General features: G+C 69.7%; 21 protein-coding genes and 1 pseudogene. 17 read left to right on the top strand and 5 right to left on the bottom strand.

Going from position 1 to position 25,908, the window contains the following annotated elements; translation table 11 throughout:
• The first annotated feature begins 93 nt into the window (after nt 1–93).
• Nucleotides 94–2,070 carry a threonine--tRNA ligase gene (gene thrS, locus IH68_RS0146850; RefSeq protein WP_030949415.1) on the top strand — a complete coding sequence of 659 codons (1,977 nt, stop codon included), beginning with the start codon at nt 94–96 and terminating at the stop codon, nt 2,068–2,070.
• Between the two features lie 27 nt (nt 2,071–2,097).
• On the opposite strand, the gene IH68_RS0146855 is transcribed toward thrS, so the two are convergent.
• A complete protein-coding gene (locus tag IH68_RS0146855) occupies nt 2,098–2,754 on the bottom strand; it encodes a potassium channel family protein (protein WP_030949418.1) in 657 nt (218 codons plus the stop codon).
• Between the two features lie 67 nt (nt 2,755–2,821).
• Between IH68_RS0146855 and IH68_RS0146860 the strand changes: the two genes are divergently transcribed.
• Complete coding sequence (locus IH68_RS0146860; protein ID WP_037886466.1) at nt 2,822–3,379, top strand: HIT family protein; 558 nt, start codon at nt 2,822–2,824, stop codon at nt 3,377–3,379.
• A gap of 3 nt (nt 3,380–3,382) precedes the next feature.
• Here the strand turns inward: IH68_RS0146860 and IH68_RS0146865 are convergent, their stop codons facing one another.
• Together IH68_RS0146865 and IH68_RS0146870 are read right to left on the bottom strand one after the other, a co-directional pair.
• Nucleotides 3,383–5,044, bottom strand: coding sequence for a membrane protein (locus IH68_RS0146865; protein WP_030949420.1), 1,662 nt, complete (start codon nt 5,042–5,044; stop codon nt 3,383–3,385).
• Nucleotides 5,045–5,259: 215 nt separating this feature from the next.
• Nucleotides 5,260–7,458: an elongation factor G-like protein EF-G2 gene (locus IH68_RS0146870; RefSeq protein WP_030949423.1), complete on the bottom strand. Its 2,199-nt coding sequence runs from the start codon at nt 7,456–7,458 to the stop codon at nt 5,260–5,262.
• Between the two features lie 282 nt (nt 7,459–7,740).
• Between IH68_RS0146870 and pgsA the strand changes: the two genes are divergently transcribed.
• From pgsA to relA, 15 genes and pseudogenes are all read left to right on the top strand, one after another.
• Nucleotides 7,741–8,421 (top strand): phosphatidylinositol phosphate synthase, encoded by a 681-nt coding sequence (pgsA, locus tag IH68_RS0146875; RefSeq protein WP_030949426.1) that lies wholly within the window; start codon nt 7,741–7,743, stop codon nt 8,419–8,421.
• Nucleotides 8,418–9,347: a phosphatidylinositol mannoside acyltransferase gene (locus IH68_RS0146880; RefSeq protein WP_030949429.1), complete on the top strand. Its 930-nt coding sequence runs from the start codon at nt 8,418–8,420 to the stop codon at nt 9,345–9,347. The genes pgsA and IH68_RS0146880 overlap by 4 nt, the downstream gene beginning before the upstream one ends.
• The gene (locus IH68_RS0146885) at nt 9,344–10,513 is read left to right on the top strand and encodes a glycosyltransferase family 4 protein (RefSeq protein WP_030949432.1); all 1,170 of its coding nucleotides are present in this window, start codon (nt 9,344–9,346) and stop codon (nt 10,511–10,513) included. The genes IH68_RS0146880 and IH68_RS0146885 overlap by 4 nt, the downstream gene beginning before the upstream one ends.
• A gap of 163 nt (nt 10,514–10,676) precedes the next feature.
• Nucleotides 10,677–11,219: a membrane protein gene (locus tag IH68_RS0146890; RefSeq protein ID WP_030949434.1), complete on the top strand. Its 543-nt coding sequence runs from the start codon at nt 10,677–10,679 to the stop codon at nt 11,217–11,219.
• A gap of 207 nt (nt 11,220–11,426) precedes the next feature.
• On the top strand, nt 11,427–12,338 hold the full coding sequence (pdxS, locus tag IH68_RS0146895; RefSeq protein WP_030949436.1) for a pyridoxal 5'-phosphate synthase lyase subunit PdxS: 912 nt from the start codon (nt 11,427–11,429) through the stop codon (nt 12,336–12,338).
• Nucleotides 12,339–12,351: 13 nt separating this feature from the next.
• Complete coding sequence (pdxT, locus tag IH68_RS0146900) at nt 12,352–12,957, top strand: pyridoxal 5'-phosphate synthase glutaminase subunit PdxT (protein WP_030949437.1); 606 nt, start codon at nt 12,352–12,354, stop codon at nt 12,955–12,957.
• A gap of 48 nt (nt 12,958–13,005) precedes the next feature.
• Nucleotides 13,006–13,758, top strand: coding sequence for a YebC/PmpR family DNA-binding transcriptional regulator (locus IH68_RS0146905; RefSeq protein ID WP_030949440.1), 753 nt, complete (start codon nt 13,006–13,008; stop codon nt 13,756–13,758).
• A gap of 115 nt (nt 13,759–13,873) precedes the next feature.
• Nucleotides 13,874–14,290 (top strand): annotated as a pseudogene (locus tag IH68_RS0146910) (crossover junction endodeoxyribonuclease RuvC); the annotation flags it as partial.
• On the top strand, nt 14,287–14,892 hold the full coding sequence (gene ruvA / locus IH68_RS0146915; RefSeq protein WP_030949446.1) for a Holliday junction branch migration protein RuvA: 606 nt from the start codon (nt 14,287–14,289) through the stop codon (nt 14,890–14,892). The pseudogene IH68_RS0146910 and the gene ruvA, both read left to right, overlap by 4 nt.
• A 32-nt stretch (nt 14,893–14,924) precedes the next feature.
• Nucleotides 14,925–15,995: a Holliday junction branch migration DNA helicase RuvB gene (gene ruvB, locus IH68_RS0146920; protein ID WP_030949449.1), complete on the top strand. Its 1,071-nt coding sequence runs from the start codon at nt 14,925–14,927 to the stop codon at nt 15,993–15,995.
• A 189-nt stretch (nt 15,996–16,184) separates the two neighbouring features.
• Complete coding sequence (gene yajC / locus IH68_RS0146925; RefSeq protein WP_030949452.1) at nt 16,185–16,676, top strand: preprotein translocase subunit YajC; 492 nt, start codon at nt 16,185–16,187, stop codon at nt 16,674–16,676.
• Nucleotides 16,677–16,808: 132 nt separating this feature from the next.
• Nucleotides 16,809–18,581, top strand: coding sequence for a protein translocase subunit SecD (secD, locus tag IH68_RS0146930; RefSeq protein WP_030949455.1), 1,773 nt, complete (start codon nt 16,809–16,811; stop codon nt 18,579–18,581).
• A gap of 1 nt (nt 18,582) precedes the next feature.
• Nucleotides 18,583–19,701, top strand: a complete 1,119-nt coding sequence (secF, locus tag IH68_RS0146935) for a protein translocase subunit SecF (RefSeq protein WP_030949457.1) — start codon at nt 18,583–18,585, stop codon at nt 19,699–19,701.
• Entirely contained in the window at nt 19,698–20,237 is a 540-nt protein-coding gene (locus IH68_RS0146940) for an adenine phosphoribosyltransferase (RefSeq protein WP_030949459.1), read from the top strand. The genes secF and IH68_RS0146940 overlap by 4 nt, the downstream gene beginning before the upstream one ends.
• 716 nt (nt 20,238–20,953) lie before the next feature.
• Nucleotides 20,954–23,488, top strand: coding sequence for a GTP pyrophosphokinase (gene relA, locus IH68_RS0146945; protein WP_030949461.1), 2,535 nt, complete (start codon nt 20,954–20,956; stop codon nt 23,486–23,488).
• A gap of 98 nt (nt 23,489–23,586) precedes the next feature.
• Here the strand turns inward: relA and IH68_RS0146950 are convergent, their stop codons facing one another.
• Entirely contained in the window at nt 23,587–24,816 is a 1,230-nt protein-coding gene (locus IH68_RS0146950; RefSeq protein ID WP_030949463.1) for a DUF349 domain-containing protein, read from the bottom strand.
• Between the two features lie 135 nt (nt 24,817–24,951).
• Nucleotides 24,952–25,797 (bottom strand): peptidylprolyl isomerase, encoded by an 846-nt coding sequence (locus IH68_RS0146955; protein ID WP_030949465.1) that lies wholly within the window; start codon nt 25,795–25,797, stop codon nt 24,952–24,954.
• Between the last annotated feature and the right edge of the window lie 111 nt (nt 25,798–25,908).

Consider the following 25,908-nt stretch of genomic DNA (forward strand, 5'->3'; position numbering starts at 1 on the left):
CGTTTCGCGGTCGGAGGGTCGGGGTCGGTACGATCCCCTATTGCGCGCGCTCCTGGTATGGCGCCGCACCCCACCTTCAGTCAGGAGAGACCGGTGTCAGACGTCCGTGTGATCATCCAACGCGATTCCGAGCGGGAAGAGCGCGTGGTGACGACGGGCACTACGGCCGCCGAGCTCTTCGCCGGCGAGCGCTCGATCGTCGCCGCGCGCGTGGGAGGCGAGCTCAAGGACCTCGCCTACTCGCCGGCCGAGGGCGAGGTCGTGGAGCCGGTGGAGATCTCCTCCGAGGACGGCCTCAACATCCTGCGCCACTCCACCGCGCACGTGATGGCGCAGGCCGTACAGGAGCTGTTCCCCGAGGCCAAGCTGGGCATCGGCCCGCCGGTCAAGGGCGGCTTCTACTACGACTTCGACGTCGAGAAGCCGTTCACGCCCGAGGATCTCAAGGCCATCGAGAAGAAGATGCAGGAGATCCAGAAGCGCGGGCAGAAGTTCTCCCGTCGTGTGGTGACCGACGAGGCGGCCCGCGAGGAGCTGGCGGACGAGCCGTACAAGCTCGAACTGATCGGCCTCAAGGGCTCGGCGTCGCACGACGACGGTGCGGACGTCGAGGTCGGCGCCGGCGAGCTGACGATCTACGACAACCTGGACGCCAAGACCGGCGAGCTGTGCTGGAAGGACCTCTGCCGCGGTCCCCACCTGCCCTCCACCAGGAACATCCCGGCGTTCAAGCTCATGCGCAACGCGGCCGCCTACTGGCGCGGCAGCGAGAAGAACCCGATGCTCCAGCGCATCTACGGCACCGCCTGGCCGTCCAAGGACGAGCTCAAGGGCTACCTCGACTTCCTCGCCGAGGCCGAGAAGCGCGACCACCGCAAGCTGGGCTCCGAACTCGACCTGTTCTCCATCCCGGAGCAGATCGGCTCCGGCCTCGCCGTCTTCCACCCCAAGGGCGGCATCGTCCGCCGCGTGATGGAGGACTACTCGCGCCGCCGGCACGAGGAGGAGGGCTACGAGTTCGTCTACACCCCGCACGCGACGAAGGGGAAGCTCTTCGAGACGTCCGGGCACCTGGACTGGTACGCCGAGGGCATGTACCCGCCCATGCAGCTCGACGAGGGCGTGGACTACTACCTCAAGCCCATGAACTGCCCGATGCACAACCTGATCTTCGACGCGCGCGGCCGCTCCTACCGTGAACTCCCGCTGCGCCTCTTCGAGTTCGGGACCGTGTACCGGTACGAGAAGTCGGGCGTCGTGCACGGTCTGACCCGTGCCCGCGGCTTCACCCAGGACGACGCGCACATCTACTGCACCCGTGAGCAGATGTCGGAGGAGCTCGACAAGACGCTCACCTTCGTCCTCGGCCTGCTGCGCGACTACGGCCTCACCGACTTCTACCTGGAGCTGTCCACCAAGGACCCGGAGAAGTTCGTCGGCTCGGACGAGGTCTGGGAGGAGGCCACGGAGACGCTGCGTCAGGTCGCCGAGAAGCAGGGCCTGCCCCTGGTGCCCGACCCGGGCGGCGCCGCCTTCTACGGCCCGAAGATCTCCGTCCAGACCAAGGACGCCATCGGCCGGACCTGGCAGATGTCGACGATCCAGCTCGACTTCAACCTGCCGGAGCGCTTCGACCTGGAGTACACGGGTCCGGACGGCGCCAAGCAGCGCCCGGTCATGATCCACCGCGCGCTGTTCGGCTCGATCGAGCGGTTCTTCGCGGTGCTCCTGGAGCACTACGCGGGCGCCTTCCCGGCGTGGCTGGCCCCGGTCCAGGCGGTCGGCATCCCGATCGGCGACGGGCACGTGGAGTACCTGGAGAAGTTCGCCGCGGCCGCGAAGAAGCAGGGCCTGCGGGTCGAGGTCGACTCCTCCTCCGACCGTATGCAGAAGAAGATCCGCAACGCGCAGAAGCAGAAGGTGCCCTTCATGGTCATCGCGGGCGACGAGGACATGTCGGCCGGTTCCGTCTCCTTCCGCTACCGCGACGGTTCGCAGGAGAACGGCATCCCGTTCGACGAGGCCATCGCGAAGATCGCGAAGGTCGTGGAGGACCGGACGCAGGTCTGAACCGGCACGTCGTGGGCCCCCGGGGAGTCAGATCCCCGGGGGCCTTTCGTCGTCCTCGCGGGCAAAGACCTGCAGCAGCCAGGAGGCGAAGGTGCCGGTCACCGCACCCAGCAGAGCCAGACCGACGGCCATCATGCCGACCGCGATCAGCCGGCCCAGCGGTGTCACCGGGGTGATGTCGCCGTAGCCGACGGTGGTGAGGGTTTCGCAGGTCCACCAGACGGCGTCCCCGAACGTGCGCATCGACGCGCCAGCCGCCCCGCGTTCCTGCTGGTAGACGGCGAGGGCCCCGGCGAAGCCCAGCAGTACCGTCGCCAGCCCGGAGTACGCGATCACACGCGCGTGCAGCGCGAGCCGGGGCTTGCCGTGCCGTCGCTGCACGGCTTCGTAGACCTTGACAATCCGAAGGGGCCGCAGCAGCGGCAGGATCAGCACCGCCGTGTCCAGCAAGTGCTTCCGCACGAACCTGTGCCCCTGCCCGCTCAGTCGCCAGAGCACCGCGTAGTTGAAGGCGAACAAGGCCCAGGAGAGCAGCAGCACCGCGAGGGCCAGCTCCTGCAGGGGGTCCGTCAGACCGGGTACCAGGACGCGGATCGCGTACGAGGCGAGGAAGGCCAGCGATGCGACGGCGAGCGGAAGCTCGGTCCGCTGCTCCCAGCGGGCTGCGCGAGTGTCATCGTCCACCGGCCCAGCTTGGCCCGGCGAGCTTTTCGCACAACCCCGCCGACACGCCGCGAACGGGCGACGCCATATGCTGCATGGCATGACGAGTGAGCCGGAGCAGCAGTTGGGAGTAGGGGTCCAGGACGCGTTCCAGCGCCTGTGGACGCCCCACCGGATGGCCTACATCCAGGGCGAGAACAAGCCGACCGGCCCCGGTGCCGACGACGGCTGCCCCTTCTGTTCCATCCCGGCCAAGTCCGACGAGGACGGGCTGATCGTCCGGCGCGGTGAGCAGGTCTACGCCGTGCTCAACCTGTACCCGTACAACGGCGGACACCTCATGGTCGTCCCCTACCGCCATGTCGCCGACTACACGGACCTCACGCACGCCGAGACCGTCGAGCTCGCCGCGCTCACCAAGCAGGCCATGACGGCCCTGCGCACCGCCTCCGGTGCCCACGGCTTCAACATCGGCATGAACCAGGGCACGGTTGCAGGCGCCGGCATCGCGGCCCACCTCCACCAGCACATCGTCCCGCGCTGGGGCGGCGACACGAACTTCATGCCGGTCGTCGGCCACACAAGGGTGCTGCCGCAGCTGCTGGCGGACACACGGAAGATGCTGGCGGAGGCCTGGCCCTCGTAACCGCTACGCGTCGTACACGTCGGCCTTCTTCGGCGTCGGGTCCTGGACCTGGGTGCTCAGGAATGCCGACCTCGTGCCGAACTTCTCCGTGTCCACGCCGTTCTCATCGAGGACCCGTATCGCCGCCGCGTGCACCACCCGCAGCACCGGCGTGGCGGCGCGAAGGGCGTCGTCGGCCATGAAGCGGTGGCGCCAGGGCTGGTCGGCCCAGGCGTGGCGGAGGCCGAAGGGCTCGGGCAGGGCTATCGTGCCGCCCAGCCAGTTCAGCAGGGGCGGGTACCAGGAGAGCGGGGCGCGGACGGCCAGTCGTACGACCTCGTCGGTGGTGACCAGCGGAAGGGCCACCTTCCGGGTCTCCCACGGCTTGAACGACTTCTGGACCTCCTTCGTCGGCGCCTCGGGCTTGCTGGTGAACAGGGAGTTCACGGGACCGAGCGCATGCCCGGTGACCTCGATGCGCAGCGTCTCGTGCAGCACGGTCACGGTGATCATCATGGTGATGATCAGCTGCCCGTCCCACAGGGTCCACTGCACGCCCAGGTAGTGCCGGTCGCCCGCGCCGAACTGCTGCTTGTTGCAGATGTCCTGTATCGCGTGGGACTTCACCTGGTACGCGTCCACGTCCGTGCCCTCGGGCCGGGCCACCTCCTTCGCGCCCTCGCCGATCGGCGTGACGATCCAGTGCCGTACGGAAGGGGTCGGGAAGCCGCCGGTGTTCAGCGTGTTCCGCTCCAGCATGCGCAGCTGGTCGTGGATCGAGCGGATGACGTCCCAGCTGCGGAAGGGGTGGATCTCCCGGGTCGGGTCGGCGGGCACCAGGTCCTCCGCGAGCTGCCAGCTGCCCCAGCGGGTGCCCATCCCGAGGATGCCCTTGGGGCCGGCGTAGAACACGGAGTTGGACTGCTGCTCGGCGCTCAGCTTGGCCAGCGACTGGCGCAGCAGGTCGGCCTTCGTCTCGCCCGGGCTGGTCGGCACCGCCTCGGGCACCTTGGCCCCGATGCTGCTGCCCGCCAGCAGACTGTCCCAGCGCTCGCGCAGATCCTTCGCCGTACGCTCGCAGATCTGCCTGGCCCAGAACCAGCCGATAACCGGCATGATCACCGAGGCCCGGGCATACCAGGCCCAGAAGCCCGTGAACGGCATGCGGATCAGGAAGATCACGGCGAGGGCTCCCACCGCCACCAGCAGGGTGGTGGCCAGCGCCCCGGCCCGCTTGTCGTCACGCTTGGCGACGGTGGTCCGGATCGAGAAGACCAGCAGCCAGACGAGGAGCCCCGGCAGGAACAGCAGGCCGCACAGCACCATCACGATGCTCAGCAGATTGTCGCGGTCCTTGCGGATGTTGTTCGCGGCCAGGCAGTGCTCGACGACGACCGGGGGCTCGGCGCCGAAGGACTGGATGAGCGGCTTGCGGCCGGACCCCACCATGCGGTCCACTACCGCCCGCGAGAAGGCCTCACCCAGGTTGGGCCGGAATATCCTCGCCCACTTCAGGCCGGGTTTGACGGTGGTCTGGTGCCACTCGTTGTCGGCCTTCTTGATGTCCGCGACCGGGTTGTCCCGGTAGGCCGCCGAGGCCAGCGCGAACGTCGCCGTCTGGCCCTCGTTGCCGGTGCGCGGCACCTGAGGGCCGAAGATGTCCCCGTAGCCGCTCTCAACGGTCATTCCCGCCCCCCGATCGCCGCCGGCCTCGCTTCTGCGGCTTTCCCGACTTCCTTGCTCCGCACACCTGTTGATCAAGCCGGCACAGTGATCCCGTCACAACTTGATCAGGCCATCAGCGTATCCGCAGGCACCGACATTCGTCGGCGGACGGCCGAAGCCGCCCGCCGACGGAGGGGAGCGTTCCACAAAAGCGACTTGGAAGCGCCCGGCGCCAACTACGAGGCGTCGCGCGCCTCTTCACGAATCCTTTCTGCGATCTGCGGGGGCATCGGCTCGTGTCGTGCGTAGGAGCGGTTGAAGCGGGCGGTGCCGTGCGACATGGACCGGAGGTCGATGGCGTACCGCCCGATCTCGATCTCGGGCACCTCGGCCCGGATGAGTGTCCGGCCGCCGGTGGTCTGTTCCGTGCCCAGCACCCGGCCGCGCCGTCCGGACAGGTCGCTCATCACGGCGCCCACGTAGTCGTCGCCGACCAGGACGGTCACCTCGGCCACCGGTTCCAGCAGGTGGATCTTCACGTCGGCCGCCGCCTCCCGCAGTGCCAGCGCGCCGGCCGTCTGGAAGGCCGCGTCCGAGGAGTCCACGGAGTGCGCCTTGCCGTCCAGCAGGGTCACCCGGACGTCGATGAGCGGATAGCCCGCGGCAACTCCCTTGGCCGCCTGGGCCCTTATGCCCTTCTCGACCGACGGGATGAACTGCCGCGGCACCGCGCCGCCGACCACCTTGTCCACGAACTCGATGCCCGAGCCGCCCGGCAGCGGCTCCACCTCGATCTCGCAGATCGCGAACTGCCCGTGCCCGCCGGACTGCTTCACATGCCGGCCACGCCCCGCCGCCTTGCCCGCGAACGTCTCCCGCAGGGAGACCTTGTGCGGTACGACGTCGACCTGGACGCCGTAGCGGCTGCGCAGCCGTTCCAGCGCGACGTCCGCGTGCGCCTCGCCCAGGCACCACAGCACCACCTGGTGGGTGTCCTGGTTCTGCTCGAGCCGCATGGTCGGATCCTCGGCGACCAGCCGGGAAAGACCCTGCGAGAGCTTGTCCTCGTCCGCTTTGCTGTGCGCCTCGATGGCGAGCGGCAGCAGCGGGTCGGGCATCTGCCAAGGCTCCATGAGCAGCGGGTCGTCCTTGGCCGAGAGGGTGTCTCCGGTCTCCGCGCGGTTCAGCTTCGCCACACACACCAGGTCGCCCGCGATGGCGTGCGTCACGGTGCGCTGCTGTTTGCCGAAGGGGGTGGAGAGCGCGCCGATGCGCTCGTCGACGTCGTGGTCCTCGTGCCCGCGGTCCGCGAGCCCGTGCCCGGACACGTGCACCGTCTCGTCGGGGCGCAGCGTGCCGGAGAAGACACGGACCATGGAGACCCGGCCGACGTAGGGGTCGGAAGCCGTCCGTACGACCTCGGCGACCAGTGGGCCGTCCGTGTCGCAGGCCTTCAGCTCGCGCGGCTTGCCGTCGATCGTGGTGACACCGGGCGTGGGGTGCTCGAACGGCGTCGGGAAGCCGCCCGTGACCAGCTCAAGCAGCTCGACGGTGCCGAGGCCCTGCCGTGCGCCGTCGGCCGCGGGGGCGGCGGCCAGGACCGGGAAGAAGACCCCGCGTGCGACGGCCCGCTCCAGGTCCTCGACGAGCGTCTTGAAGTCGATCTGCTCGCCGCCCAGATAGCGGTCCATGAGGGTCTCGTCCTCGCTCTCCGAGATGATCCCCTCGATCAGCCGGTTGCGGGCCTCCTCGATCTGAGGCAGCTGGTCCTCGCCCGGCTCCGACTCCTTGCGCTCGCCGGACGAGTAGTCGAAGAGTTTCTGCGAGAGCAGCCCGGTCAGCCCCGTGACGGGCGCGTGCCCGTCCGGACCCTGCGGGCCGTGCAGCGGCAGGTAGAGCGGGAGCACGGCGTCGGGGTCGTCCGCGCCGAAGGCCTCCGCGCAGGTCCGCGTCATCTCGTCGAAGTCCGCCCGGGCGGCCTCCAGATGGGTGATCACGATCGCTCGTGGCATGCCGACGGCCGCGCACTCCTCCCACACCATGCGGGTCGAGCCGTCCACCCCGTCGGAGGCCGAGACGACGAAAAGGGCCGCGTCCGCCGCTCGCAGACCGGCCCGCAGCTCCCCGACGAAGTCGGCGTATCCGGGAGTGTCGAGAAGATTGACCTTGATGCCGTCCCATTCGACCGGCACCAGGGAGAGCTGTACCGAGCGTTGCTGCCGGTGCTCGATCTCGTCGTAGTCGGAGACGGTGCCGCCGTCCTCCACGCGGCCCGCCCGGTTCACTGCTCCCGCGGTGAGCGCGAGAGCTTCCACCAATGTCGTCTTGCCCGATCCGGAGTGGCCGACCAGCACCACATTCCGTACGGACGCGGGGTGGTCGGCCGCTGTTGCCCTGCCGGCGGCTCCGGGGTGTGCGCTTGCCTTGTCGCCCATGGCCTTGCCTCCCGTGCACGGTGAGGTCACTGTGGGCGCGGGCATGCCGGGCCGCGTGCGGTGGCGGCTCCGATGACGCCCGCGGTCCTTCGAGCTTTCCACTCTCGTCACGGTGCGTCCATACGACGGACGTGATCGCGCCGCCCGCCGCCGGTCCGGGCCGTCCGCCGGATCTCGCCACAGACGTCCGGGTGCCCGGCAGTCGCACACGCGCGCGCCTGGCTACGATGGGCCAGCCGGAGGCCAGCAGGGGCCGCGGCCACACCGACCGTCGGGAAGGCCATGCTGAACAAGTACGCGCGTGCATTCTTCACGCGTGTCCTCACGCCGTTCGCCGCGTTTCTCATCCGCCGGGGCGTCAGCCCCGACACGGTCACGCTCCTCGGCACCGCCGGGGTGATCGCGGGCGCGCTGGTCTTCTACCCCCGGGGGGAGTTCTTCTGGGGCACGGTCGTGATCACGCTGTTCGTGTTCTCCGACCTCGTCGACGGCAACATGGCCCGCCAGCTGGGCCGCACCAGCCGCTGGGGCGCCTTCCTGGACTCCACGCTCGACCGGGTGGCCGACGGCGCGATCTTCGGCGGCTTCGCCCTCTGGTACGCGGGGAGCGGCAACGACAACGTCCTGTGCGCCGTCTCGATCTTCTGCCTGGCCAGCGGCCAGGTGGTGTCGTACACCAAGGCCCGCGGCGAGTCGATCGGCCTGCCGGTCGCCGTCAACGGGCTCGTCGAGCGCGCCGAGCGCCTGGTCATCTCACTGGTCGCGGCCGGGTTCGCCGGACTGCACAAGTTCGGTGTACCGGGCATCCAGTACCTGCTGCCGGTCGCCCTGTGGATCGTCGCAGTCGGCAGCCTGGTCACGCTGATCCAGCGGGTGGTAACCGTCCGTCGCGAGTCGGCGGAGGCGGAGGCCGCGGCGGCCGCCCCGGAGAACGCCTCACAGGGCAGCGAGGCGGCGAAGTGAGCCCCCGCGATCAGCTGACGGACGCGCTGTACGGCCTCGGCTGGGGCACCGTCAAGAAGCTCCCGGAGCCCGTCGCCGTCCGGCTCGGCCGCTCCATCGCCGACCTCGTCTGGAAGCAGCGCGGCAAGGGCGTGCAGCGCCTGGAGAGCAACTACGCGCGCGTGGTGCCCGATGCGAGCCCCGAGCGCCTCGCCGAGCTCTCGCGCGCGGGCATGCGCTCGTACCTTCGCTACTGGATGGAGTCGTTCCGGCTCCCGGCCTGGAGCGCCGAGCGGATAAAGGGCGGCTTCGACCCCAAGGACGTGCACTACCTGACCGACGGGATCGCCTCCGACCAGGGCGTCATCCTGGCGCTCCCGCACATGGCCAACTGGGACCTCGCCGGTGCCTGGGTCACCACCAAGCTGGAGACGCCGTTCACGACGGTCGCCGAGCGCCTGAAGCCCGAGACCCTCTACGACCGTTTCGTCGCCTACCGCGAGGGCCTCGGCATGGAGGTCCTGCCGCACAGCGGCGGCACCGCCTTCGGCACGCTCGCCCGGCGGCTGCGCGACGGCGGCCTGGTCTGCCTGGTCGCCGAGCGCGACCTGTCGTCCTCGGGCGTCGAGGTCGAGTTCTTCGGCGAGGCCACCCGGATGCCGGCCGGCCCCGCCCTCCTCGCCCAGCAGACCGGCGCACTGCTCCTGCCGGTCACGCTCTGGTACGACGAGTCGCCCGTCATGCAGGGGCGTGTGCACCCGCCGGTCGAGGTACCCGAGACAGGTAGCCGGGCCGAAAAGACGTCTGTCATGACACAGGCGCTGGCCGATGCCTTCGCCACCGGGATCGCCGACCATCCGGAGGACTGGCACATGCTCCAGCGCTTGTGGCTCAAGGATCTCGATCCCGCGAAGAAACCCCCGGCTCCCGAGAAGGGCACGTCGTGAGGATCGGCATCGTCTGCCCGTACTCCTGGGACGTGCCGGGCGGCGTCCAGTTCCACATCCGCGACCTCGCCGAGTACTTCATCCGCCTGGGCCACGAGGTGTCGGTCCTGGCTCCCGCCGACGACGACACGCCCCTGCCGCCGTACGTCGTCTCGGCCGGACGCGCGGTCCCGGTGCCGTACAACGGCTCGGTGGCCCGGCTGAACTTCGGGTTCCTGAGCGCCGCCCGGGTCCGGCGCTGGCTGCACGACGGCGGGTTCGACGTCGTCCACATCCACGAGCCGACCTCGCCGTCGCTCGGCCTGCTGACCTGCTGGGCGGCGTCGGGTCCGATCGTGGCCACCTTCCACACCTCCAACCCGCGCTCGCGGGCGATGATCGCCGCCTACTCGATCCTCCAGGCGGCCCTGGAGAAGATCAGCGCCCGGATCGCGGTGAGCGAGTACGCCCGCCGCACCCTGGTGGAACACCTCGGTGGCGACGCGGTCGTCATCCCGAACGGCGTCGACGTCGACTTCTTCGCCCGGGCCAAGCCCAAGGAGGAGTGGCAGGGCGACACCATCGGCTTCATCGGTCGCATCGACGAGCCCCGCAAGGGCCTGCCCGTGCTGATGAAGGCGCTGCCCAGGATCCTCGCCGAGCGCCCGAAGGCCCGGCTGCTGGTCGCCGGGCGCGGGGACGAGGAGGAGGCGGTCGAGTCGCTGCCCGCCGAACTGCGCGCGCGCGTGGAGTTCCTCGGCATGGTCAGCGACGAGGACAAGGCCCGCTTCCTGCGCAGCGTCGACCTGTACGTGGCGCCGAACACCGGCGGCGAGAGCTTCGGCATCATCCTCGTCGAGGCCATGTCCGCCGGCGCTCCCGTCCTCGCCTCCGACCTGGACGCCTTCGCCCAGGTCCTGGACCAGGGCGCGGCGGGCGAGCTGTTCGCCAACGAGGACTCCGACGCCCTGGCCGAGGCGGCTCTGCGGCTGCTGGGGGACCCGGAGCGCCGGGCCGAGCTGCGGGAGCGCGGGAGCGCCCACGTACGGCGCTTCGACTGGTCGACGGTCGGGGCGGACATCCTGTCGGTGTACGAGACGGTGACGGCGGGAGCGGCTGCGGTCGCGGCGGCGGAGGACGAGCGGGGGCCGGGGCTGCGGTCGCGGTTGGGTCTGGCGCGGGACTGACGGTTCTTTCGAACGCCGGTCAGGAATTCTCAGCCCGTACGGCGTTGAGGACGAGGCCCGTTCAGGGCCGAAGCGGGGGTCCGGGGGCGGTAGCCCCCGGGCACGGTGACGCCAACGCCCCGCACGTCACACGCCGAACCAGCGGCGCGTAACGTTGCCGCCCGTGACCGCAACCCTCATCTGGATCCTCGTCGCGCTCCTCGCGATCGGCTTGTACCTGAGCTGGACGGCGGGCCGCCTGGACCGGCTGCACGCCCGCATCGACGCCGCACGGGCCGCGCTCGACGCACAGCTGCTGCGCAGGGCCTCCGTGGCCCAGGAACTCGCCACCTCCAGCGTCCTCGACCCGGCGGCGTCGATCGTCCTGTACGAGGCGGCGCACGCCGCGCGGCAGGCCGAGGAGGAGCAACGGGAGGTCGCCGAGAGCGAGTTGAGCCAGGCGCTGCGGGCCGTCTTCGCGGAGGCGCAGCAGGTGGAGGCGGTCCGCGAGGCACCGGGCGGGGAAGCGGCCGCCCACGAGCTCACCGAGGCCGTACGCCGGGTCCCGATGGCCCGCCGCTTCCACAACGACGCGGTGGGCGCGGCCCGCCGTCTGCGCGAACACCGCAAGGTCCGCTGGTTCCGCCTGGCCGGCCACGCCCCCTTCCCCATGGCCTTCGAGATGGACGACGAGCCCCCGGCGGCACTGGCCGACCGCGCGGCCTAGGAAACCGCCGGCCATGACTGGGTGCCGGTTCTGATGCCGGCCGGGCCGGGCGTTCTCGTGCGGGAGAACTCCGACTGAGGCGCCGGCCGAGGGGCGCCGGGGGAGAAAAGGATCCACCGGCTTCTCATTGGCCCTTGCTGTGGACTGGCCCATTCACGTTTCCTCGGTGCTTGCAGCAGCCCTCTTTCACTTCAGTGAGGTCAACCCGTGTCCAGCACGCTCTCCGAAAACCAGGCCCCCGAGACCGGCACCGCGCGCGTGAAGCGCGGAATGGCCGAGCAGCTCAAGGGTGGCGTGATCATGGACGTCGTCACGCCGGAGCAGGCGAAGATCGCCGAGGACGCGGGCGCCGTCGCCGTCATGGCCCTGGAGCGGGTCCCGGCCGACATCCGCAAGGACGGCGGCGTGGCCCGGATGTCCGACCCGGACATGATCGAGGGCATCATCGAGGCCGTCTCCATCCCGGTCATGGCCAAGTCCCGCATCGGCCACTTCGTCGAGGCCCAGGTGCTGCAGTCCCTCGGCGTCGACTACATCGACGAGTCCGAGGTCCTCACCCCGGCCGACGAGGTCAACCACTCCGACAAGTGGGCGTTCACCACCCCCTTCGTCTGCGGTGCCACCAACCTGGGCGAGGCCCTGCGCCGTATCGCCGAGGGCGCGGCCATGATCCGCTCCAAGGGTGAGGCCGGCACCGGCAACGTCGTCGAGGCCGTCCGCCACCTGCGCCAGATCAAGAACGAGATCGCCAGGCTGCGCGGCTTCGACAACAACGAGCTGTACGCCGCCGCCAAGGACCTGCGCGCCCCGTACGAGCTGGTCAAGGAGGTCGCCGAGCTCGGCAAGCTCCCGGTGGTGCTGTTCTCCGCCGGTGGCGTCGCCACCCCCGCCGACGCCGCGCTGATGCGCCAGCTCGGCGCCGAGGGCGTCTTCGTCGGCTCCGGCATCTTCAAGTCCGGCGACCCGGCCAAGCGCGCCGCGGCCATCGTCAAGGCGACCACCTTCTACGACGACCCCAAGATCATCGCGGACGCGTCCCGCAACCTCGGCGAGGCCATGGTCGGCATCAACTGCGACACCCTCCCCGAGGCCGAGCGCTACGCCAACCGCGGCTGGTAAGGCACTGGATCACATGAACACCCCCGTCATAGGCGTCCTGGCCCTCCAGGGCGACGTACGGGAGCACCTCATCGCCCTGGCCGCGGCCGACGCCGTGGCCAGGCCGGTCAGGCGCCCCGAGGAGCTCGCCGAGGTGGACGGCCTGGTCATCCCCGGCGGCGAGTCCACCACCATCTCCAAGCTGGCCGTCCTCTTCGGCGTGATGGACCCGCTACGCGCGCGCGTGCGTGACGGAATGCCCGTCTACGGCACCTGCGCGGGCATGATCATGCTCGCCGACAAGATCCTCGACCCGCGCTCCGGCCAGGAGACCATCGGCGGCATCGACATGATCGTGCGCCGCAACGCGTTCGGGCGGCAGAACGAGTCCTTCGAAGCGGCGGTCGACGTCCGGGGCGTCGAGGGCGATCCTGTAGAGGGCGTATTCATCCGCGCCCCCTGGGTGGAGTCCGTCGGTGCCGAGACCGAGGTGCTCGCCGAGCACGAGGGCCACATCGTCGCGGTCCGCCAGGGCAACGCGCTCGCCACGTCGTTCCACCCGGAACTGACCGGCGACCACCGCGTGCACTCCCTGTTCGTCGACCTGGTGCGCGCGTACCGGACAGCGGAGTCCTTGTAGGATCTCTGGCGTTCGTTCATAGATGGGTTACGCGAAGGAGACAGGCAGATGTCCGGCCACTCTAAATGGGCCACGACGAAGCACAAGAAGGCCGTGATCGACGCCAAGCGCGGCAAGCTCTTCGCGAAGCTGATCAAGAACATCGAGGTCGCTGCGCGCATGGGCGGCGTCGACCTCGAAGGCAACCCGACGCTGTACGACGCCGTGCAGAAGGCCAAGAAGCAGTCGGTGCCGAACAAGAACATCGACTCCGCGATCAAGCGCGGCGGCGGTCTCGAGGCCGGTGGCGCCGACTACGAGACGATCATGTACGAGGGCTACGGCCCGAACGGCGTCGCGGTGCTCATCGAGTGCCTCACCGACAACCGCAACCGCGCGGCCTCCGACGTCCGCGTCGCCATGACCCGCAACGGCGGCAACATGGCCGACCCGGGCTCCGTGTCCTACATGTTCAGCCGCAAGGGCGTCATCATCGTCCCCAAGGGCGAGCTGACCGAGGACGACGTCCTGGGTGCCGTCCTGGACGCGGGTGCCGAGGAGGTCAACGACCTCGGTGAGTCCTTCGAGGTCATCAGCGAGGCCACAGACCTGGTCGCGGTCCGCACCGCCCTCCAGGAGGCCGGGATCGACTACGACTCCGCCGACTCCAACTTCGTGCCGTCCGTCCAGGTCGAACTGGACGAGGAGGGCGCCAAGAAGATCTTCAAGCTGATCGACGCGCTCGAGGACAGCGACGACGTGCAGAACGTCTTCGCCAACTTCGATGTCAGCGACGAGATCATGGAGAAGGTCGACGCGTAACGCTGCCGCGAACTGAGCGGTTTCGGCGGGGGGGGGGGGGGAAAAAACCCCCCCCCCCCCCCCCCGTGTTCGTGGGGGAGGGGAGAGTGGGGGGGAGGCGAAAAAAACCACCCCACCCGGGCAGCGCCTCGTCGCCATCGAGCAGGGCATCGAACAGTGGCTGGACGAGCACCGGCCCGAAGTCGTCGCCGTGGAGCGGGTGTTCAGCCAGCACAATGTACGAACCGTGATGGGCACCGCCCAGGCCAGCGCCGTAGCCATGCTGTGCGCCGCCCGCCGCGGCCTCCCCGTCGCCCTGCACACCCCCAGCGAGGTCAAGGCCGCGGTCACCGGCAGCGGCCGCGCAGACAAGGCCCAGGTCGGCGCCATGGTGACCCGCCTGCTCCGGCTCGACGCACCCCCGAAACCGGCCGACGCGGCCGACGCCCTCGCGCTCGCCATCTGCCACATCTGGCGCGCCCCCGCCCAGAACCGACTCCAGCAGGCGGTCGCCCTGCACGCAGCCAACGCAACGAAAGGCCGTACGGCATGATCGCCTTCGTGAGCGGCACGGTCGCCGCACTCGCCCCCGACGCCGCCGTGGTCGAGGTCGGCGGTGTCGGCATGGCCGTGCAGTGCACGCCGAACACGCTCTCCACGCTCCGCCTCGGCCAGCCCGCCAAGCTCGCCACCTCCCTCGTCGTACGGGAGGACTCGCTGACGCTCTACGGCTTTGTGGACGACGACGAGCGCCAGGTGTTCGAACTGCTGCAGACGGCGAGCGGCGTCGGCCCGCGCCTGGCGCAGGCGATGCTGGCCGTGCACACCCCGGACGCCCTGCGCCGTGCGGTGTCCACGAGCGACGAGAAGGCCCTCATCGCCGTCCCCGGCATCGGCAAGAAGGGCGCCCAGAAGCTGCTGCTGGAGCTCAGGGACCGGCTCGGCGAGCCGATCGGCGCCCCGGCCGTCGGTACGGCGGTCACCTCCGGCTGGCGCGACCAGCTGCATGCCGCGCTGATCGGCCTCGGGTACGCCACCCGCGAGGCCGACGAGGCCGTGTCCGCCGTGGCACCGCAGGCCGAGGCGGCCGAGGGCACGCCCCAGGTCGGTCAGCTGCTGAAGGCGGCCCTGCAGACCCTCAACCGCGCCCGCTGACCCACCTGCGCCACCCCAGTTAGGAGATCTCAGTGAACTGGGACGACCCGACCGACACCCCCGGCCCCGAGCGGCTGGTGGGCTCTGTCGCCGACCGTGAGGACCAGGCCGTCGAGGCGGCCCTGCGCCCCAAGGACCTGGACGAGTTCATCGGCCAGGAGAAGGTCCGCGAGCAGCTCGACCTGGTCCTGCGCGCCGCACGCGCGCGTGGCGCCACCGCCGACCACGTGCTGCTCTCCGGCGCACCCGGCCTCGGCAAGACCACCCTGTCGATGATCATCGCGGCCGAGATGGGCGCCCCGATCCGCATCACCTCCGGCCCCGCCATCCAGCACGCCGGAGACCTCGCCGCGATCCTCTCCTCCCTCCAGGAGGGCGAGGTCCTCTTCCTCGACGAGATCCACCGCATGTCGCGGCCCGCCGAGGAGATGCTCTACATGGCCATGGAGGACTTCCGGGTCGACGTCATCGTCGGCAAGGGCCCCGGCGCCACCGCCATCCCGCTCGAACTGCCCCCGTTCACGCTGGTCGGCGCCACCACGCGCGCGGGCCTGCTGCCGCCCCCGCTGCGCGACCGCTTCGGCTTCACCGCGCACATGGAGTTCTACGAGCCCGCCGAACTGGAGCGCGTCATCCATCGCTCGGCGAACCTGCTCGACGTCGAGATCCAGGCCGACGGCGCCGCCGAGATCGCCGGCCGCTCCCGCGGCACGCCCCGTATCGCCAACCGCCTGCTGCGCAGGGTGCGCGACTACGCCCAGGTCAAGGCCGACGGAATCATCACGCGGGACATCGCGGCGGCCGCCCTCGCGGTGTACGAGGTCGACGCCCGCGGCCTCGACCGGCTCGACCGCGGTGTGCTGGAGGCTTTGCTCAAGCTTTTCGGTGGCGGCCCCGTCGGCCTGTCCACCCTCGCGGTCGCGGTGGGGGAGGAGCGCGAGACCGTGGAAGAGGTCGCCGAGCCCTTCCTCGTGCGGGAAGGACTGCTCGCGCGTACCCCCCGAGGCCGGGTCGCCACGCCTGCCGCATGGGCGCATCTCGGTCTCGCCCCGCCCCGCTCGGCCACTGCGGGAAACGGACAACAGGACCTGTTCGGGACGTGATGCCTTTGTGACGGCGCGGGCATTGGCCGGGTCAGGAACCCAGGTGCCATGCTGAGCGTTGTTCCCTGCGTGCGGACTCGCTTAGACTCCGCCGATGCCGCCTTTGTCGGCGGTATACATACCCCCATCCATGAGGCCGCTCTCCATCGCGGTCGTGCGAAGGAATTCCGTCCCGTGCCCAATATCACCATGCTCCTCCCGTTCATCGTGCTCATCGGGGCCATGTTCCTCATGACCCGCTCGGCCAAGCGCAAGCAGCAGCAGGCCGCCCAGATGCGCAACGAGTTGCAGCCCGGCAGCGGCGTCCGCACGATCGGGGGCATGTACGCGACGGTCAAGGAGGTCAACGAGGACACGGTCCTCCTCGACGCCGGCCCGGGCGTGGAGCTCCTCTTCGCCAAGAACGCCATCGGTTCCGTACTCAGCGACGACGAGTACAACCGCATCGTGCACGGCATCGAGCACGACCTGAAGTCCGACTCCGACCTGGTCCCGGACGACGCCTCCTCCCTCACCGAGACCGACGACGCCGCCGACGAAGCTGCCGCCGCCTCCGACGACAAGTCCGTGGACCTCGACAAGAAGGACGCGTCCGAGGAGCCGGCCGACGAGACTCCGGCCGCCGAGGCCAAGTCGGACGAAGAGCCGAAGAAGACCGACGGCGACTCCGAGGCGAAGTAGTCACGTCCCGGGGCGCGCGGCCGACCTCGCGCGCCCGGGACGTGCGCATCTCGCACACGGGGATCCCGACACCAGTCATGGCCGACACCGCGCTGACCCGGCGCGGAGCGGCCCGAGAGGGAGTACGAGAAGGTGGCAGCACCTAAAAAGGGCCGGAGCGCGAGCGCCCAGAGCAAGCCGGGGCGCTCGCTGGCCCTCATCCTGATCGCCATCGTGGCGCTCACCGGAGGAATGTTCGCCTCCGGAAACACCACTCCGCGTCTCGGTATCGACCTGGCCGGTGGTACGAGCATCACGCTCCGGGCGGTCGCAGAGCCGGGCCAGGAGTCCGCGATCAACAAGACCAACATGGACACCGCGGTCGACATTATGAACAACCGCGTCAATGGTCTTGGTGTCTCGGAGGCCGAGGTTCAGACCCAGGGCAACAAGAACATCATCGTCAACATCCCCAGGGGCACGAACTCCAAGGAAGCGCGGCAGCAGGTCGGTACCACCGCCAAGCTGTACTTCCGCCCGGTGCTCACCACCGAGCTCTCCGGCGGCGCCGCGACCAGCCCGTCGCCGAGCGTATCCGGCAGCCCCTCGGGCAAGGCCACGGGCAAGGCAACCGAGAAGGCCACGGGCAAGTCGACCCCGTCCTCCTCCGCGACCCCGTCGGCGACCGCCACCTCGCAGGGCCGCGCCGTCACCGGCGCCCTGAAGGCCGACGCGACGCCGAGCGCCACCGCCTCCTCGAGCGCGAAGACCTCCGCCTCCCCGTCCGCGAGCAGCAGCTCCTCCGGCAACGCGGCGGCCGCCAAGCTGCAGGCGCAGTACACCGCACTCGACTGCGTGAACAAGAAGCAGCGCGCCACCGCGGGCCAGGGCGCCAAGCCCAGCGACCCGACGATCGCCTGCGGCCAGAACTCCTCGGGCCAGTGGCAGAAGTACATCCTCGGCCCCGCCGAGGTCGACGGCACCGACGTCAAGAATGCCCAAGCCCGCTTCAACACGCAGTCCGCCGCCGGCTGGACCGTCACCATGGACTTCACGGGCAAGGGGTCCAAGAAGTTCGGCGACATCACCGGCAAGCTGGCCAAGAACCAGCCGCCGCAGAACCAGTTCGCGATCGTCCTCGACGGCAACGTCGTCTCCGACCCGTCCGTCAACCAGGCGCTGACCGGCGGCAACGCGGAGATCACCGGCAGCTTCAGCCAGCAGGAGGCCCAGAGCCTCGCCAACATGCTGTCGTACGGCGCGCTGCCGCTGACCTTCAAGGAGGACAGCGTCACCACGGTGACCCCCGCGCTCGGCACCGAGCAGCTGCACGCCGGTCTGATCGCCGGTGCCATCGGCCTCGCACTGGTCGTCATCTACCTGCTGATCTTCTACCGTGGCCTGTCGGTCGTCGCCATCCCCTCGCTGCTGGTCTCCGCGATCCTCACCTATGCGCTGATGTCGCTGCTCGGCGAGGCCATCGGCTTCGCGCTGAACCTGCCGGCGGTCTGCGGTGCGATCGTCGCGATCGGTATCACGGCGGACTCGTTCATCGTGTTCTTCGAACGCATCCGGGACGAGATCCGCGAGGGCCGCTCGCTGCGCCCCGCCGTCGAGCGGGCCTGGCCGCGCGCCCGGCGCACCATCCTGGTCTCCGACTTCGTGTCGTTCCTCGCCGCCGCGGTGCTGTTCATCGTCACGGTCGGCAAGGTCCAGGGCTTCGCGTTCACGCTCGGTCTGACCACCGTGCTCGACGTGGTCGTCGTCTTCCTGTTCACCAAGCCGCTGATGACGATCCTCGCCCGCAAGAAGTTCTTCGCGAACGGCCACAAGTGGTCGGGCCTCGACCCGAAGGCACTCGGCGCCAAGCCGCCCCTGCGCCGCACTCGTCGTCCCTCCGCCCCCGTCGACCCGAAGGAGGCGTGAGATGTCGAAACTCGGCAGCCTCGGCGCCCGTCTGCACCGCGGTGAGGTCGGCTACGACTTCGTCGGCAACCGCAAGATCTGGTACGGCATCTCGATCCTGATCACCATCACGGCCGTCCTGGGCCTGGCGGTGCGCGGTCTGAACATGGGCATCGAGTTCCAGGGCGGTGCCGTCTTCACCACCCCGAAGCACATGACAGCCTCGGTCGCCAAGGCCGAGGGGTACGCGCACGACGCGTCCGGCCACGACGCGGTCGTCCAGAAGCTCGGCGACGGCAGCCTGCGCATCCAGATCGCGGGCATCGACACCGACAAGTCCGACGCGATCAAGGACAAGCTCGCCAAGGACCTGAACGTCAACAGCGAGAACATCAACGCCGACCTGGTCGGCCCCAGCTGGGGCGACCAGGTCGCCAACAAGGCCTGGCAGGGCCTGGCGATCTTCATGGTCCTCGTGGTGGTCTACCTGGCGATCGCGTTCGAGTGGCGGATGGCGGTCGCCGCGCTGGTCGCCCTGATCCACGACATCACCATCACGACCGGCATCTACGCCCTCGTCGGCTTCGAGGTCACGCCGGGCACGGTGATCGGTCTGCTCACGATCCTCGGTTACTCGCTCTACGACACGGTGGTCGTCTTCGACAGCCTCAAGGAGCAGACGAAGGACATCACCAAGCAGACCCGCTGGACGTTCAGCGACGTCGCCAACCGCTCGATCAACAGCACGCTGATGCGGTCCATCAACACCACGGTGGTCGCGCTGCTGCCGGTCGCGGGCCTGCTGTTCATCGGTGGCGGGTTCCTCGGCGCCGGCATGCTCAACGACATCTCGCTGTCTCTGTTCGTCGGCCTCGCGGCCGGTGCGTACTCCTCGATCTTCATCGCCACGCCGCTCGTCGCCGACCTCAAGGAGCGCGAGCCGCAGATGAAGGCGCTCAAGAAGCGCGTCCTCGCCAAGCGCGCCCAGGCCGCGGCGGAGGGCGGACCGCTGGAGGCCGAGACCGCGGACGAACGCTACGACGACGAGCCGGAGGGCGCCGCTCACGCGGTCGTCGGCCCGCGCAACCAGCCGGCGTCGCGCAACCGCGGCCGAGGCCGTCCGTCCGGGAAGCGCCGATGACCGACATCGAGGAACTGCTGCTCAGCCGCATCCGTGACGTGGCCGACTACCCGGAGCCGGGTGTGATGTTCAAGGACATCACTCCGCTGCTGGCGGACCCGGCGGCCTTCACGGCGCTCACCGACGCGCTCGCCGAGATCGCCGCGAACACGGGCGCCACCAAGGTCGTCGGCCTGGAGGCCCGCGGCTTCATCCTCGGCGCCCCGGTCGCGGTCCGCGCCGGCCTCGGCTTCATCCCCGTACGCAAGGCGGGCAAGCTCCCCGGAGCCACCCTCGGCCAGACGTACGACCTGGAGTACGGCTCGGCGGAGATCGAGGTGCACGCCGAGGACCTGTTCGCCGACGACCGCATCCTGATCGTCGACGACGTCCTCGCCACGGGCGGCACCGCCGAGGCCTCCATCCAGCTGATCCGCCGCGCGGGAGCCGAGGTCGCCGGCCTCGCGGTCCTGATGGAGCTCGGCTTCCTCGGCGGCCGCGCCCGCCTGGAACCGACCCTCACCGGAGCCCCGCTGGAGGCCCTGCTCACCGTCTGACCCACGGCACACCTCCGCAACGAACGGCCGCCCCGGCTCTCCCGGGACGGCCGTTCGCACATCACCGCCCTGGTTCCCGCCGACGACACTCGCACCAGGTGTCCCGACGCCCGCAGGCTTGAGCTCGACGCCGGGGCCGCACTGCACGGACGACCACACGGCGGCCGCAAAGTTGAACGCGGAGATCACACCGACTACGCCCAGCTGACGCCGCCACGCTCCATGGCACCCGCACGCAAAGTCGCACCACGCTCCCCCGCGCAAGCGCCCGGCTCGCACTCCGCACAAGACCGAGCTGTGCAGACGGCCCGCGCTTCCGCGTCTGACCCCGCCCCGCCCGAGCCGGCCACGCACGGGCCGACCCGCACGCTGCATGAGTGCAGTGCTCGGCTGGTGCTCGGGCCACGCTGCCCGGACGATGGCGCTCCGGCGTGCACCCGGGTGCACACCACGGTTGTGTCCCCGCGAGCGGTCGAGCGCCCCCATGCGGGCGCTCGGACTTCCCTCCCGTGCAAGGCCGTGCCCCGGCCCCCGGCCACCCGCAGGACACCCTCGGATCACCTCGAAGCCGCCTCCGGGAATCCGGCAGCAGTCCCTTGTGTTTCTTCGGTAAACGGCCCTCACATCGGCCTGAAGGCGATCCTGCGGCCCAGGATCGCTACCATGGGGTCTCCGGAGCCTGACCGGGGGACCCGGATCGCGCACGAGGAGTCCTCTTGCCAGACGAGGCCCAGCACCTGACCGCCGCCAAGCCCGAGTCCGCCTCGGCAGCCGCGGCGAAGCCCGCGCCGAACGCGCCGCACGCGAAGAACGACACCCGCGGGCCGGTCGAGCATGCCCAGTCGGCGCCCGTCGACAAGTCGGCCGAGGAGTCGCGCCCCAAGCCCGCGCCACCCGAGCGGCCCACGCCCTCCCCCTCGGTGCGCCCGAACACCGGCCAGCCCGCTCGCTCCGGCTCCTCCAACCGCGTCCGCGCCCGTCTCGCCCGCCTCGGCGTCCAGCGCTCCAACCCGTACAACCCGGTCCTGGAGCCGCTGCTGCGGATAGTGCGCAGCAACGACCCGAAGATCGAGACGGCGACGCTGCGGCAGATAGAGAAGGCCTACCAGGTCGCCGAGCGCTGGCACCGCGGCCAGAAGCGCAAGAGCGGCGACCCGTACATCACGCACCCGCTCGCCGTGACGACGATCCTCGCCGAGCTGGGCATGGATCCTGCCACCCTCATGGCCGGCCTGCTGCACGACACCGTCGAGGACACCGAGTACGGCCTCGACCAGCTCCGCCGCGACTTCGGCGACTCGGTCGCCCTGCTCGTCGACGGCGTCACCAAGCTGGACAAGGTCAAGTTCGGTGAGGCCGCGCAGGCCGAGACCGTGCGCAAGATGGTCGTCGCCATGGCCAAGGACCCGCGCGTCCTGGTCATCAAGCTCGCCGACCGCCTGCACAACATGCGCACCATGCGCTACCTCAAGCGCGAGAAGCAGGAGAAGAAGGCGCGCGAGACCCTCGAGATCTACGCGCCGCTCGCCCACCGCCTGGGCATGAACACCATCAAATGGGAACTGGAGGACCTCGCCTTCGCGATCCTCTACCCCAAGATGTACGACGAGATCGTACGGCTGGTGGCCGAAAGGGCGCCGAAGCGTGACGAATACCTGGCCATAGTGACCGACGAGGTGCAGCAGGATCTGCGGGCCGCCCGGATCAAGGCCACCGTCACCGGCCGCCCGAAGCACTACTACAGCGTCTACCAGAAGATGATCGTCCGCGGTCGCGACTTCGCGGAGATCTACGACCTGGTGGGCATTCGTGTACTTGTCGACACGGTCCGCGACTGTTATGCCGCCCTCGGCACCGTGCACGCGCGATGGAACCCGGTCCCCGGCCGGTTCAAGGACTACATCGCGATGCCCAAGTTCAACATGTACCAGTCGCTGCACACGACGGTCATCGGTCCCAACGGCAAGCCCGTCGAGCTGCAGATCCGCACGTTCGACATGCACCGCCGCGCCGAGTACGGCATCGCCGCGCACTGGAAGTACAAGCAGGAGGCCGTCGCCGGCACGTCCAAGGTGCGTTCGGACGCACCGAAGAGCACCGGCAAGGACGACCACCTCAACGACATGGCGTGGCTGCGCCAGCTGCTGGACTGGCAGAAGGAGACCGAGGACCCGGGCGAGTTCCTGGAGTCCCTGCGCTTCGACCTGTCGCGCAACGAGGTCTTCGTCTTCACCCCGAAGGGCGACGTCATAGCGCTCCCGGCCGGTGCCACCCCTGTCGACTTCGCCTACGCGGTCCACACGGAGGTCGGCCACCGCACCATAGGAGCACGGGTCAACGGCCGTCTCGTACCGCTGGAATCGACCCTCGACAACGGCGACCTGGTCGAGGTCTTCACCTCCAAGGCGGCCGGCGCGGGCCCCTCCCGCGACTGGCTCGGCTTCGTGAAGTCGCCGCGCGCCCGCAACAAGATCCGCGCGTGGTTCTCCAAGGAGCGCCGCGACGAGGCGATCGAGCAGGGCAAGGACGCCATCGTCCGCGCCATGCGCAAGCAGAACCTGCCGATCCAGCGCATTCTCACCGGCGACTCGCTCGTCACGCTCGCGCACGAGATGCGCTACCCGGACATCTCCGCGCTGTACGCGGCGATCGGCGAGGGCCATGTCTCCGCGCAGAACGTGGTGCAGAAGCTCGTCTCCGCGCTCGGCGGCGAGGAGGCGGCCACCGAGGAGATCGACGAGTCGGTCCCGCCGTCCCGCGGCCGCAGCCGCAAGCGGCGCTCCAGCGCCGACCCGGGCGTGATCGTCAAGGGCGTCGAGGACGTGTGGGTCAAGCTGGCCCGCTGTTGTACACCCGTCCCCGGCGACCCCATCATCGGCTTCGTCACGCGCGGTAGCGGAGTATCGGTTCACCGCAGTGACTGCGTCAACGTGGAGTCACTGTCCCGCGAGCCCGAGCGCATCCTCGAGGTCGAGTGGGCGCCCACCCAGTCCTCGGTCTTCCTGGTCGCCATCCAGGTCGAGGCGCTGGACCGCTCCCGGCTCCTCTCGGACGTCACCCGTGTCCTGTCCGACCAGCACGTCAACATCCTCTCCGCGGCCGTCCAGACCTCCCGCGACCGGGTGGCCACCTCCCGCTTCACCTTCGAGATGGGCGACCCGAAGCACCTCGGCCACGTCCTCAAGGCGGTACGCGGCGTGGAGGGCGTCTACGACGTGTACCGCGTGACCTCGGCGCGCAGCAGGGCGTAGCAGGGCGTAGCAGGGCGTAGCAGAGAACGTCTCACGACGCAGACGACGAAAAGGGGCCCGTACCTCGCGGTACGGGCCCCTTCTCCACACAACAGGTGTCAGCCGCCGAACTCCTGCAGACCCTTCAGCGCCTGGTCCAGGAGCGCCTGGCGGCCCTCCAGCTCGCGCTCGAGCTTGTCGGCCCTGGCGTTGTTGCCCTGGGCGCGGGCCTGCTCGATCTGGCCCTGCAGCTTGTCCACGGCGGCCTGGAGCTGACCGGTCAGACCCTCGGCACGCGCGCGTGCCTCCGGGTTCGTCCGGCGCCACTCGGCCTCCTCGGCCTCCTGAATGGCCCGCTCCACGGCGTGCATCCGGCCCTCGACCTTCGGGCGCGCGTCCCGCGGTACGTGACCGATGGCCTCCCAGCGCTCGTTGACCGAGCGGAACGCGGCGCGCGCCGCCTTGAGGTCCGTGACCGGGAGGATCTTCTCGGCCTCCTCGGCCAGCTCCTCCTTCAGCTTCAGGTTCTCCGACTGCTCGGCGTCCCGCTCGGCGAAGACCGAGCTGCGGGCGGCGAAGAACACGTCCTGGGCGCCGCGGAAGCGGTTCCACAGGTCGTCCTCGTGCTCGCGCTGGGCGCGGCCCGCGGCCTTCCACTCCGTCATCAGCTCGCGATAGCGCGCGGCCGTCGGACCCCAGTCCGTCGAGCCGGACAGCGCCTCGGCCTCGGCGACCAGCCGCTCCTTGGCCTTGCGGGCCTCCTCGCGCTGCGCGTCCAGCGAAGCGAAGTGCGCCTTGCGGCGCTTGGAGAACGCCGACCGGGCGTGCGAGAAACGGTGCCACAGCTCGTCGTCCGATTTGCGGTCGAGCCGCGGCAGCCCCTTCCAGGTGTCCACCAGCGAGCGCAGCCGCTCACCGGCCGCCCGCCACTGGTCGGACTGCGCCAGCTGTTCCGCCTCGGCGACCAGGGCCTCCTTGGCGTTCCGCGCCTCGTCGGACTGTTTCGCGCGCTGCTGCTTGCGCTCCTCACGGCGCGCCTCGACCGTTGCGACGAGCTTGTCCAGCCGCGTCCGCAGGGCGTCCAGGTCGCCGACTGCGTGGTGCGCGTCGACCTGCTCGCGGATGTGGTCGATGGCGGCCTGCGCGTCCTTCGCAGACAGGTCGGTGGTCTTCACTCGCTTCTCGAGGAGGCCGATCTCGACAACCAGGCCCTCGTACTTGCGCTCAAAATAGGCCAGCGCCTCCTCAGGGGAGCCGGCCTGCCAGGAGCCGACGACCTGCTCGCCGTCGGCCGTACGCACGTACACGGTCCCCGTCTCGTCGACGCGGCCCCACGGGTCGCTGCTCACAGCGCCTCCTCCACATGATGCCTGCGTGGGGCCTCACTGCCCCCGGGCATCGTCCACAGTTTCGTCACGGCCAACATAGGCGACCGGCGGGTTGCCTGTCCGCATCCCGCGCGACCGAAATTTCGCACTTGACGGTCAGGATTTGGTGACCGTCGCCTTGTTGATCACCACGGTCGCATTGGGTGCCGTGTTGCCCGTCGTGGGGTCCGCGGCCTGCGCGCCTGCGGCGGCGATCTTCTTGAGAACCTTCATGCCCGCCGGGGAGATCGTGCCGAACGGGGTGTAGTCGGCCGGCAGCGGACTGTCCTGGTAGACCAGGAAGAACTGGCTGCCGCCGGTGTGGCGGCCCTGCTTCGTCTGCGCGTTGTACTGGTTGGCCATGGCGACCGTACCCGCCGGGTACACCTGCCCCTTGAGGCTCTTGTCCTTGAGGTTCTCGTCCGGGATCGTGTAGCCGGGACCGCCCATTCCGGTTCCCTGCGGATCGCCGCACTGCAGCACGTAGATGCCCTGGGCGGTCAGCCGGTGGCACTTGGTGTGGTCCAAGTAGCCCTTGCCGACGAGGAAGTTGAACGAGTTGACGGTGTGCGGTGCCGCCGACGCCTTCAGCGCGATGTCTATGTCACCGCACGTCGTGGCCAGATCCATCGTGTACTTCGCCGACTTGTCGATGGTCATCGCCGGCTCCTTCTTCCAGCTCAGCTTCTTCACCGAGCCCTTGGCCGGCTTCGCGCACGGGTCCGGCGCCTTGCTGGTCGCGGCGGCGCTGGGGGACGTCTGCGAGCTCGCGTTGGCCTTGTCGTCGCCCTTGAGAACCCCGGTCGTGTACAGCGCCGCACTGCCGATGACGACCACACCGAGCACTGACGCGATCACGGAGTTGCGCATCTTCGCCTTGCGCCGCGCGGCCGTACGGCGCTGCTGCTGGCGCAAGAACTTCTCGCGGGCGAGCTGACGCTTGCGCTGTTCCTGGGTGACCACCGGGTTCTCTCCTCATGCGTCTCGTACGTGGACCGGTACGCGTGTGTCTTGTGAGCCGACCGCCTGCGTGTGCCCCGTACCGTATATGGGTTCGCTGAGGAATCGGCAGCG

The sequence above is a fragment of the Streptomyces sp. NRRL S-646 genome, assembly GCF_000720765.1.
Taxonomy (GTDB): Bacteria; Actinomycetota; Actinomycetes; order Streptomycetales; family Streptomycetaceae; genus Streptomyces.